6 protein-coding genes and 2 tRNA genes are annotated in these 12870 nt (G+C 51.8%); all 8 read left to right on the top strand.

What is annotated here, in order from left to right; all coding sequences use genetic code 11:
• Positions 1-567: 567 nt before the first annotated feature.
• On the top strand, positions 568-2967 hold the full coding sequence (gene lon, locus OEV49_08745; protein ID MDH3891158.1) for an endopeptidase La: 2400 nt from the start codon (positions 568-570) through the stop codon (positions 2965-2967).
• 17 nt (positions 2968-2984) lie between these two features.
• Entirely contained in the window at positions 2985-3611 is a 627-nt protein-coding gene (yihA, locus tag OEV49_08740; GenBank protein ID MDH3891157.1) for a ribosome biogenesis GTP-binding protein YihA/YsxC, read from the top strand.
• Between the two features lie 16 nt (positions 3612-3627).
• Positions 3628-4902 (top strand): adenylosuccinate synthase, encoded by a 1275-nt coding sequence (locus OEV49_08735; GenBank protein MDH3891156.1) that lies wholly within the window; start codon positions 3628-3630, stop codon positions 4900-4902.
• A 39-nt stretch (positions 4903-4941) separates the two neighbouring features.
• Positions 4942-5448, top strand: coding sequence for an FKBP-type peptidyl-prolyl cis-trans isomerase (locus OEV49_08730; protein ID MDH3891155.1), 507 nt, complete (start codon positions 4942-4944; stop codon positions 5446-5448).
• A gap of 517 nt (positions 5449-5965) precedes the next feature.
• A tRNA-Lys gene (locus OEV49_08725) sits at positions 5966-6037 on the top strand.
• Between the two features lie 39 nt (positions 6038-6076).
• A tRNA-Ser gene (locus OEV49_08720) sits at positions 6077-6161 on the top strand.
• A 544-nt stretch (positions 6162-6705) separates the two neighbouring features.
• On the top strand, positions 6706-11955 hold the full coding sequence (locus OEV49_08715; protein ID MDH3891154.1) for a hypothetical protein: 5250 nt from the start codon (positions 6706-6708) through the stop codon (positions 11953-11955).
• 172 nt (positions 11956-12127) lie between these two features.
• The gene (locus OEV49_08710) at positions 12128-12703 is read left to right on the top strand and encodes a hypothetical protein (protein MDH3891153.1); all 576 of its coding nucleotides are present in this window, start codon (positions 12128-12130) and stop codon (positions 12701-12703) included.
• The last annotated feature ends 167 nt before the right edge of the window (positions 12704-12870 follow it).

Below are 12870 nucleotides of genomic sequence, written 5' to 3'. Positions count from 1 at the left end.
GCCGCTTTTTTGCGCTATGCCCTACAAATGTCACCCCGAGCGCTTACCAATGTCACCCCGAGCGGAGTCGAGGGGTGCACGGTCAAGCCGTGTTTCTCGCCATGCGGATCCCGGGTATTGATCCACAAGTACTGGCTATCACGAAAGGCCCGGAATCATGCTTCGACTTCGCTCAGCATGAGGTTGTGTCAGGAGCACAGGGCTCCTGACCTACGGAAGACTGGATTCCCGCCTTGGCCAGAATGACAGAGGCGGCCAACTGCTCTTACCCAACACCTTAGTGAAAGTCGCAGGGTCACAATCTCGACTTCGTCGAGATCAGGACCCTGCGAAACCACATTAATCAGCGTCACGCCGAGCGCTTACCAATGTCACCCCGAGCGGAGTCGAGGGGTGGTGCGGACACCCGCCCCAAACAAGGTTTGAGGCGGCCACCCAGTCAGCTAAATCACAGCGCGCGAAGAGCGAAAAGGTGATTTATCACCCCCAAAAAGAGATTGGACTGGCGGTAACTTTTGCATATCTTATGACGTTTGGCCCGAGCCAGAGTAAAAGAAAGATATGCCCATGAAGTATGTACATAACGACGAGACACTGAACATTGCCAACCGGCTGCCGGTAATCCCGGTGCGTGATATAATCATTTTCCCACACATGATGTATCCGCTCCTGATCGGTCGCGAATTCACCGTCAACGCCCTGCAAGAATCGATGGTCAAGGACAAGTTGGTGCTTTTGTTGGCCCAGCACTCAGCCGAGGTTGACGCCCCTGAAGCGGACGACCTCTATCGCATGGGGGTGGTGGCCCGCATCCTCCAGGTAATGAAAATGCCCAACGGGATGCTCAAAGTGCTGGTGGAAGGAATAGTGCGCGCTTTGGCGGTCGACATTTCGGCCGGCGGACGGTTCATCGCAGCCAACATCGATATTGTCGAAGCTACCGACACCACCTTTGATCGTGAAACGGAAGCTCTGTCCCGGTCGGTGGGGGAGAAGTTTGCCGAATACGTCAGGCTGAACCGACGCATTCCGGACGAAGTACTGGTTTCGCTGGCCTCAATCGAGGACTATCGCGAGCAGGCCGATACGGTGGCCGCCCATCTGCTGCACAAGATCGAGACCAAGCAAAAACTGTTGGAAGCGCTGACGGCGCGCGAACGATTTGTTCTTTTGGCCGCGGTGCTCAAAGAGGAAATCGAAATACTCAACCTGGAGCAGGAGATCGACGGCAGCGTGCGCGAATCGATGTCGCGCAGCCAACGTGAGTTTTATCTGCAACAGCAACTGAAAGCCATCAAAGAAGAACTTGGTCAGTTCGATGATCCGGCCACCGACGTTGACGATTTGTATACTCGTCTCGAAACCGGTCAGTACCCCAAGCGGGTCCGAGCCAAAGCCGAAGAGGAAATCAAGAAGCTCTCCAAAATGCACCCCTTCTCAGCCGAATCCGGTGTGGTACGATCCTATCTGGATTGGTTGTTGGGTCTACCCTGGGAGAAGTTTACCGATGATCGGCTGGACTTCAAAGAGGTGAGGTCCATACTCGACGGTGACCATTTTGGTTTGGAGAAACCCAAGCAGCGTATCCTTGAGCATCTGGCTGTGATGCGTTTGGCCGGCAAAGTACGCGGGCCCATTATCTGTTTGGTCGGTCCTCCCGGCGTGGGTAAAACTTCGGTGGGCAGGTCCATCGCTCGCGCCCTTGACCGTGAATTCGTGCGCATGTCGCTCGGTGGTGTACATGATGAAGCGGAAATCCGCGGGCATCGGCGAACCTATATCGGCGCTATGCCGGGGCGGATAATTCAATCGATCAAGAAAGCCAAAGCGTCCAACCCGGTTTTCCTTCTCGATGAAATCGACAAGCTCGGCTCAGATTTTCGGGGCGACCCGGCCTCGGCTTTGTTGGAGGTGCTCGACCCGGAGCAGAACTGCACCTTTACCGACAACTACCTTGAGGTTGAGTATGATCTTTCGGATATCCTTTTCATCACCACGGCCAACACGACCGCCTCGATTCCGGCGGCGCTGCGTGACCGCATGGAGATCATTAATTTGCCGGGCTATCTTGATTTTGAAAAGGCGGCAATTGCTACCGGTTTTCTGATTCCCAAACTCAGACAACAGACCGGCCTGAACAAAATCGATGTCACCTTTGATGACGAGGCCGTTTTGGAGATCATCAGGCATTACTCACGCGAGGCAGGAGTGCGTGAGCTGGAACGTCAGATGGCCTCCCTCCTGCGCAAGACGGCGGTCACGCTGGCCGACGGCAAACGGATTCGTAAGCTCAACTTTTCGAAGAACAAAGTGACCCGTCTGCTTGGATCGCCCAAGTATGTCGGGACCAATATAAAATCCAAAGCGACCGTGGGCTATGCTGTCGGGCTGGCCTGGACCGAACTGGGGGGTGAAGTGCTGCCGGTCGAAGTTGTGCCGATGAAGGGCAAGGCCAAACTGACCTTGACCGGTTCTTTGGGTGATGTCATGCAGGAATCGGCCACGGCCGGGTTGTCGTTCATTAGAAAACATGCCGTCGGGTATGGCTTGAGTGATAATTTCTTCGACGACCTGGAGTTACATGTGCACATTCCCGAAGGCGCCGTACCCAAGGATGGACCCTCGGCCGGCGTGACATTGTTGGCGGCCATGTTGTCCAGCCTTACCGGCATACCGGTCCGGACCGACATTGCCATGACCGGAGAGATTACTCTCACCGGCGACGTGCTGGCCGTTGGCGGCCTCAATGAGAAACTTCTGGCCGCCAAACGACTGGGGATTGACCAGATAATCCTGCCGGATAAGAATCGCAAAGATGTGTCTGAACTGCCGTCCGATCTGCTGGATGGGCTCAAACTGCACTATGTCCGATCGGTGGCAGCCTGTCTGAAATTAGTATTGACCGAGCCACTGACCGACCCGACCCGTCGCAAAGCAAGCAGGCCCGGACGACTGGGCGCCCGGTGATGTATGGTGAGACGGTGATGCCATCGCCGTCGACTACATGGGAGAAACGAAGCTACAACGTGCTGAAGATCAAACAATGTGAGTTTGTTGGGTCATTCTTCGCTCTGGACAAAATCCCCCGCGACCGACGACCTCAGATTGCCTTTGCCGGTCGATCCAATGTCGGCAAGTCTACTCTTTTGAACCATCTGGTAGGACAGCGCAAGATGGCCAAAGTGTCGAACACGCCCGGCAAGACCCGCTCGTTGAATTTCTTTTTGATAAACGATCGATTCAATTTTGTCGACCTGCCCGGCTACGGCTACGCTAAGGTATCCAAGACAGAGCGCGCAAGCTGGGCCAGGCTGATTGAAGGCTATCTCAAAACCAGCAAGCAGTTGAGCGGACTGGTGTTTTTGTTGGATTGCCGACGCGACCCCAGCGAGGATGACTTTCAGATGCTCGATTGGCTGGCCGACAATCAGTTGCCGTCAATCGTGGTCGTTACCAAGACCGACAAACTCAATCGCGACAAAACCCGACGCAAACTCGAACAGGTACAGGCCCAACTCGGCCTGCCCACTATTGGGTTTTCGTCGCTGGCCCGTGTTGGAAAAAACGAATTGCTGGCTGCCATAGGTGATTTGGTGGACAGCAAAGCATAGAAATGAGTTCATAGATATGGCCAAAAATCGAATTGTGCTCGGCTGCCAATGGGGCGATGAAGGAAAAGGGAAAATTGTCGACTTGCTGGCGGCTCAAGCCGACATTATCGCACGATTTCAGGGCGGCGCCAACGCCGGACACACCATCGTCGTCGAAGATCGCAAATTCAAATTCCACCTGCTCCCCTCGGGTATCCTGCACCCGGGAAAGCAGTGCGTTATCGGCAACGGCGTGGTGCTTGATCCTTTCGGTCTGAAAGAGGAATTGGACGTTTTGGTCGAGAAGGGGATCAGCTACCATGACCGTCTGTGGATCTCACCGGCGGCCAACTTGGTGCTGCCTTACCACAAATTGATCGACGCTATACAGGAAAACAACCGGGGAACCGGCCACCTGGGAACCACCAAACGAGGTATCGGCCCCGCTTATGTCGACAAGGTGGCGCGCCACGGCATCCGCCTGGTCGACCTTTTCGCGCCTGAGCGTCTCAAAAAACGGCTGGAATACCAACGGGTCATAAAGCAGCAGTTTTTGACCGGCTCCACCGACGAACGGGCCGATCTCGATCGCACCTACAACGAACTGCTCAAACTTTCGAGCCTGTTCGAACCGCTGGTGGTTGATGTCTCTCGGGTGATCGACGATGCTATCAAGGCCGGCAAGAAGGTTCTTTACGAAGGGGCGCAGGGGAGTCTTTTGGATGTCGACCTCGGCACCTATCCCTTCGCTACTTCCTCCAACACGACAATCGGCGGCGCCCTGACCGGTCTGGGCATCGGTCCCAGGGCCATCGACGAAGTAATCGGCGTCGTCAAAGCATACACCACGCGGGTGGGGTCGGGACCCTTTCCCACCGAACTGGTCGATGACATGGGTGAACGGCTGCGCAGTCAAGGGGCGGAATTCGGCACCACTACCGGGCGGCCAAGACGTTGCGGATGGCTCGATCTGGTGGGATTGCGTCATGTCGTGCGGATCAATGGTGTCAATTCAATTGCCGTGACCAAACTCGATGTCCTGGATGGACTGAAAGAGTTGAAAGTCTGTCACGCCTATGAACTGGACTCAGAGACTATCACCGAGGTCCCGCTGGATCTCGCCCGACTCAACGAAGTCAAACCGGTCTACACCAAACTGCCCGGATGGACCGAAGACACTACCGGCGTTACTTCATTTGACGACTTGCCGCCGAATGCCAAGTCGTACCTAAACCATATTGCCGCCGATCTCAAAGTCGACATCTGTGTTGTCTCAACCGGCGCCAAACGACAAGAGACTATTTTGGTATAAAAGAAAACGAAAACGGTGTATGCACCGGAAAGGGAAACCATGAAGTACTTTACCCTCGCGCTTGGCCTCCTCCTCTTCTTAGTCGGCAGCGCTGTCTGCTCAGACTCAACCGAGGTCAAAACCGCTGACAAAAAGACCGAGGTGGCCGACACCGAAAAAAAGTCCGACGACAAGGAGAAGAAAGTGGAGATCATCACAACTGAATCCGGACTCAAATATATCGATCATGTCGTTGGCGAAGGAGACCTGGCGGTGGTGGGGGCCAAAATTGATGTCCATTACACCGGTTGGCTCAGGACCGAAAAAGGTGAGAAAGGCGACAAGTTCGACAGTTCCAGAGACCGCGGAACACCACTGTCATTCGCGCTGGGTACCGGACGGGTCATCAAAGGCTGGGATGAAGGGATCGCCGGGATGAAAGTAGGTGGCAGACGCGAGTTGATCATCCCGCCGGATTTGGGCTATGGCGCACGCGGAGCAGGAAATGTCATCCCGCCTGGTGCAACTCTCATTTTCGACGTGGAACTGGTTAAAGTTACCAAATAGTAACAAGTTACTTTTGTTCGAGTCAGTATTCGGCTAAACCGGCCGGACCGTTCAACCGGATGGGGCAAACTCAACGATTTGATGATTAATAGAATAAAGGCGCCCTGGGAGGGGCGCCTTCATTCTTACGAAGACAAAGACAGAGAGGTATGTTAGAAACTTTCTAGTCGTCAATTTGTTGACCAGTCATAGACCAGTCAGTTATTATAACATAACATCGACCTAAATGGTTCACGTTTATACTAAATAATAACCGATATTTGGGAAAAAACAACGACTTTTTACGAATCCTCACAGAAATCGTCCTATTTGAGCCGATTAACTCGGGTTTCCGTAATCAATTCAGCTCCACATAGGTATCTGGCCCAACCGCCCAATTGAATTCGGGGCTCCGAGCCACCACAACTCTTTTTGCCAACTACAAGAGCTGTTCCGCCCAGCGCTTTCAGAAAAGGTTTGACATCGCCGTCTCTTTGGCTATTTTCGGTACACTTTCGGCTATTGGCCGGGTGTACATGGGGGTGTAGCTCAGGGGTAGAGCTCCTGCCTTTTAAGCAGGCTGTCGATGGTTCGATCCCATCCACCCTCATGTACACTCTGTCTCGATGGTCGGGTGGCAAGACCTGTCGGAGAGGTGGCTGAGTGGTCGAAAGCGCTGGTCTCGAAAACCAGTGTACCTCCGGGTACCCAGGGTTCGAATCCCTGCCTCTCCGCTTTATTTCTGAGCAAGTATACTCACGGCGAGATTTACAGCAAGGGAGTTCGGTGGCAAACCAAGGTCAACGTTGTGGCGAGGCAGGCCCACCGTTTTGTGGCTATCTCCATCCATGGCATGACATGCATGGGGAGATTGCCGTGCATCCAACGGCACCAGTGTCTTCGGTGGCCGGCAAGAACGACCGAGGGAGCTTTCTCAACAATCCGCAAGCGGCCTGACACCCGATCGGCTTCTGTCTTGCCGTGCCTGTCACGGTATCCAGGTGTGTAAACATCGCTAACTTGACCTAAGTAGCGATTTTCGTACTTGACAAACCTTCACCGAGCTTTTATGATACAGTGTTGATCGAAACGTACCCTCGGGAGGAGGTCCAATTTGATTCTTACCAAAACCTAGCTTGCAGCGGTCTGTGTGTTGCCGGAGTGCGTGGACAATCTTTGCCCAGGTGGTAAAGAACCACGACAGTGATTCTATGGAAAGACCATATCGGTTCATCGACGCTCCGGTATTAGTAATGTCAAACATCTGTGGAGGACAACATGAGAGTGAAACACATTATCACAGGCATCCTGATCATTGTCGCGATTCTTGCGGTTCATGGCAACGCCATGGCCGAAGGGTTTGTAGGTTCCATTGGGGACCGCATCGACTATTCCAGCGGGGCCTTAACACTGAGCGAAACCGACGTCACCATTCCCGGCAGGCGCGGCTTGGACGTACAGATCATTCGTTCCTACACCAGTGCAAACTACTTACCGGACGTTGATCTTATAGACAACCCTGATACTCACTGCGTGTATCAACGGCCGTTCGACTCTTCGTCAAACAAATACATGGGAATCGGTTGGCATATCGAGTATCCCTATCTGAATTACGATGACAGTGCGACTACCATAACGTACCAGGACGGAAGTTCTGAAGACTTACTTGTTAACCTGGATGCGTCGACCAACGGCACCTATCCGCGAAAGACTCGTGGTCTGGCAATTCTCACCGATTACAAGGGCGGTAATCCCTTCACCGAAGTGATGCTGTGTGCCGACGGCACCAAGCTGGAGTTCGGAAAGCGATACGGCGACTGTAAACTGATGACCAAGATGTACAATCGTCATGGTGATTATATAGAAGTGACCTATTGGGGTAATAAGTACATAAAGTACGTTACCAGTCCGATCGGTCGCAAAGTACATTTTCAGTACTGCGATGAGGATTCGGTCTATTCCCTCACTTCATCGCCTACGAACGATGTTCGTCTCAGCAACCTGCTTTGGTTGAATCATGAGGGGGATACTCTCAGAGTTACCTATGAATATGACTGGACCAAGGAAGGCTTGTTGAACAAAGTGAAGCATCCTAACGGTGACAGCACCCTTTACACTTACACCACCGACATCTACTACAACGACGTGGCCGACTATTGGGACACAGCAGCTACCTGGGCCGACACGCTCAGTTATAATGACACCCAGAAATATGATTCCGACGACTTATACTACTTGGGTTCGATTACCGATCCGGCCGGTGCTTATGCCGAGTACAGGTATAGGGCGTTTATGATTCCGACCTACAGTATTTGTGACTACAAAACTTTCGATGACCCTATCGATGAATTCAAGAACTATATCGGTGTCAATCGAAGGATTGCCGATGGCGACACGCTGCTGATCAAATACGAATTAAGCTATCCCGGATTGGAAGTCATTGAGCCCCAGATGGAGTATGCAGGGATGGTCAGCCGGGTGACGACTGTCTTGCACCCATCTGGTGGAGAGCAGGAGTTTTGGTACTTCCTGGACAAGGAGTGCGGATATGTGCCATCTGAGTGGTTATACCCTTTTGTCTTCTGTGCCGGCTACTATCCAAACATGCTGTATCAGAAGCACTCCATATTCGACGGGGATACCGTATGCACCGGTTACAGTTATGGTACGTCGAACGGCGGCGACATTGTCAAGATTGGGAAGAAAATCGACTCCGAGGGAAGCACCATCGATTTGTACACCCCGGCTACCTTCGTAACTCACGTAGGCGTACCTTATTATCATCCGGACCTGCACTTCGACTCCTTGTCGTTCACGGCGACCTCGTCCAAAGAGTGGCGTTCGACAATTCTGGAAAAGGACATGGATGCCGCCGGGGTAATGACTCGGAAGATCGAAAGTGAAAGGCTTGACCAGTGGTTAACCACTGATACTACCTGTACAAACAAGAACGGGTATTATACCGATGTCAGTTGGATTCCATCACCCTACCCCAACGACACGTTGTGGTTCAGGATGGACAGCGTTCTTGATTACACATATGTGTCGTCGAGAAACTTCACACTGATCGATAAGGTGTGGAGTTTTTTCCAAAACGATTCTTTGGCTTTCGGCATGTTTACCAACTTCTATTACAACTCGAGCAAGAACTACGTCATTGACTCGGTGTTGGTCACGCTCGACTCCGATTACTCCGATGACACCGATACTCTGAGGACATTCTACGAATACTACTCCAGCGGCGGTATGGTGAAATCAAAGACTGACCCAAATGGCGACAAAACCTATTGGGAATGGGATACACTATACAATTCTTTTACCTGGAAGGAAACAGATTCGGCCCTTGGAGACATTGTCACCTACGACTACTACCCCAACGGTCAACTCAAGAAGGAAACCGACCTGAACGGTGCGGTGACGGAATACTATTACGACAGTCTGGGGCGTGACCTGGGAATCAAGATGCCTCTGGAGGATTCCGGCGATACCACGATTATCAACATCTACGAGAGTGGGAACGTAACCGGCAATTCAACGAAAATAGATGACAGTACTCGCATCGTTACCAAATCCGTACACGACGACCACTACCGAAGGGTCAAGACGATTCTCGAAGTAGATACGATCACATCGATTGTTGACTCATTGACCTACGATATGGCCGGTTTAATTGCCAAACAAAGCAGGCCCAAATACGCAGACTCCGGTAGCACCTATTGGACTGAGTACTATCATGACCAGAGCACGCGAAAGGTCAAGACAGTCTTGCCGGACGGGTCGAAGGATACCATCAGGTTCATTGATGAGTTTACGACCTTGTACGATGATTACCGTGGTCAGCGAACGGTCAGCGGGATCGACTTGGCCGGCAACCAACTCTTCGATTCTGTTTTTGAAGTCGGAGATACAACCAGTCTCATGGGCGTTGTTACCTATGCCTATGACAAAATGGGCCACCTGAGAGCAGTCACTGACCTGGAAGGACGGACCCGCCAACAGACCTACGATGACTGGGGCAGAGTAAAGAAGCTGATCGACATCGATGTCGGTACAGTTGAGAATTGGTACGATGAGTGGGGTGATTTGCGACTGATCCGGTACAACAGCGATACCATCTGGACTTACTTCATATACGACACTATCGCACACCGACTGTTGGAGGCAGGCTCTGTTCCAAACGCCGACACCGCTTCACTTGGTACCCGCACTTACCCTTCATCCGGTACTACAGTGTCCGTGACCAATCGCTACGACTCATATTCTACATCCTCAATCGCCACCGACACGACCGGTGGACTTGGCTACTGTTTGAACCGACTGACGGAACAGATATCATATCAGGACGGAAGTGTGGTCGACTCCACTTTCTACTACTATGACGCCAGGGGGCGTGTCGGTCAGAAGACCACCTGGATCACCGGTCTTCCTGATCGCCAGAAGCTCAAGTTTGAGTACTATGCCAACGATGCTCCCATGAAGATCACCTATCCCGACAACTCCACCAACGAGTACGAGTACTTCCAGACTGGTTGGCTCAGCAGTATCTCCGGCATTATTGGTGAGGACTCGGTCGAGTACGAACCCTGGGGTGCAATTCGTGAGGCCAAGTTTGTAAACGGCGTTGTGTCCACGAATTCGCATGACAGCCTCAGTCGCCTGATAAAGACCATCAATCGGTCTTCCTATATGAAGCTGTTCTGTCGCGAATACAGTTATGACAATCACTTCATAGACAAAGAGTACGACCTGGATTCGACCGGTACCAGAACGGCGCTGGGAGAAATCAGAACTTACGCCTATGACTCTCTCGGACGCTTGGTGTCGGCCTTTATGGAAGACCCCAACGAGTCGGCCGATACGACCACCATGGCCTATGATTACGACCTTAACGGTAATCTAAACTCTCGATGGGTTTCCGACGACGATTCATTGGTGTACACTCGTTTCGATGGCAGCAATTGCGACAGCGTCATTGACTTCTCAGACGATTCAACCTGGGTCATTAATCGAAATGACAGAGGGCAGTTGACCTCCATCGAAACGTGGACGGACGGTGAAGCTTGGGATGACAGAATCAACTACGCTTATGATCATCGCGGACTGATGACATCAGCCGAATGGGAGGCTGATTTCTATCAGTTCGGTGACAAACCTGACACTGTTCTCAATCTGTACAACGGCGACGGACAGAAGGTCAAGCAGACCCATATATACAGGTTCTATGACTCAGAATCCGGTCCGCGAGGTTCGTGGATTCGAATCGAATCGGATCGGTATTATGTCTGGGCGGGCAATACCGTCATCCTGGAGTATGACGATACTGACAGCCTTGCCAACATCAATGTGTATGGCTTGGGTCAACGTCTGCAGCGAAAGGACCTCAACGATGTCAGCGCCGACAGCACCTGCCACTATATCAATGACTATCATGGCTCGGTGCGTTCTTATGTCGACTCTCGGGGGATACCCGGCGATAGAATGATCGAGTACTATCCTTACGGCGAGTTGTACTCGCAGGGTGGACTAGGTCATACGCCACACTGGTACATCGGCAAGGAGAAAGACAAGACTGAGGAACTTGACTTTGGGCCGAGATACTACAGTCGTTCTACCGGACGGTTCATGGCGCCTGATCCAGCTCTGGCCGGCCCCTCACCATATAGTTATGCTGAGGGTAATCCAGTAATGGGGTCAGATCCATCTGGGTTGACTACCATGTGGCATTTGACTAAGGATGGTATTCGTGCCGCGATAGAGGCCTGTGTTGCCTCCGACAAGGCCGACGCCCAGGCCTTCGCCAATTTTGCCAGAGAGTCAAACAACAAAGGGGAGGTTTGTGGCATATTTCACCCTAGAACACACCAGCAGGTGGGGTATATTAAACCGCCGGGTGGGGGGGAAATCGTGTTTTTCTCCACAATGGCGAATGCGTGGGCGAAGGATTTAGCGATACAGGACGCCGGTAACATGGCCGCAGGCAAACCCTTGCAATGGGCAGATTGGTATATTGACCAAACGAGCCTCTATGTTAATGCAGAGTTCGACTCGGAAGGTAATCTTACTGACGTGTACTTCACCTTGGAAGTTGACATCGAAGGCTACCGGACTACGCTTGTGGATTTTGACTATCAGGAGAGTGGGGGTGACCAGATCGCAGCCTACTCGCCAGGTTACACTGACCCTGAAACGGGCGAGTGGGTATCAACCGGCGACGGCGCTTTTGGTGGAATGATGCTTGGTGTCACTCCAAGTAGTGCAGCCGGTGCATTCATTATGGGGGCCTATTACCAGATTATTACCTGGGGATCAATTTATGGCCCTCAAGTAGTGCGATGGGCGGCCACGACAAGAGTTGCTGATTGGTTTTTTCGACAAGGTAGTTGGCTCAACTCTGGTCGATATCTGAGATTGGGCTACAGCCCACATGACAAAGGTTGGCATCTCAGCCTTAGAGGCAGTATTGTGAACTATTTCAATGGGGGTAAGCCTAATTCCCACTGGGATTGGATAAAATATCTGTATCGCTGATTGACTTGACAAGAGTCTCTGTGTTGGCAATATAGGTGATTGAGTATGAAAGAAACGGTTAGTACGATTTGCGGTCTCCGATCGCGATCGTACTACCGTTTTTCATTAGCACTTGCAGGTTGAATCCTTGCGTGTAGCGGTTGCACCTGTGTAATACGGATACTTTACTGTTTTGATTCAGATTTACGACCCAAGAGCGGCCCAGGATTATCGGTTTCGGTACTTTGAAGGTGGCCTGTTTTCTTCGTGGAAGTCAGACTGTCTGGTCGTTTCATCAGAAGACCCAGCCGTCTATCGGAATCCCGATCTACTGCGTCGGCTGTTGCTCACTTTTTCGGCGGACTTTATTTGTCTCAACGCACTGGTTCCCAAGCGACAGTTTATTCGAAGACCCAAGCTCGAAAAACTGCTTAAGCAAAGAAGCAGCGAAAAGAGGAGCTACTTCTCAACTTGGGAATACGCCGACGCCAACGTCGAACACTTGGTAGCTTGCTTTGAAGAGTTCTCGCAGGCTGAACAATGGACGTTTGGGTTATACCCGCAAAAGTCCCAGGACGAGGTCGCTTCTTTGAGCTTTACGGGCATGATACCTTATGAGGATTTCCTAAAGAACGTAAGTCTGTTTGAGTACATTGTCTGCTTTGACCTGAGTGACTATTGGTTTCAACTGGTCATGCGCAACGAATCACGCTTTGATGGCGTTATCAAGTTCTTTGAGGAAAGTGGTTTCTCACTCGACGCCAATTGAGTTTGTGGGTTGGTTATTTATCTGGGGCAGCTCTTTTGAAGGTGCTGCCCCTGTCTTTGGATAGTCGTCGTCTAGAGTGCGCCGACAAGGTCGAACAGAGGCAGGTACATAGCTACCAGTATGAATGCAATGACCACACCAAGTATGACTATAATGACCGGTTCAAT

The organism is Candidatus Zixiibacteriota bacterium (assembly GCA_029860345.1).
Lineage (GTDB): Bacteria > Zixibacteria > MSB-5A5 > GN15 > FEB-12 > JAJRTA01.
Note: the sequence above shows the minus strand (reverse complement) of the source record. Positions and strands in the feature narration are given on the sequence as shown.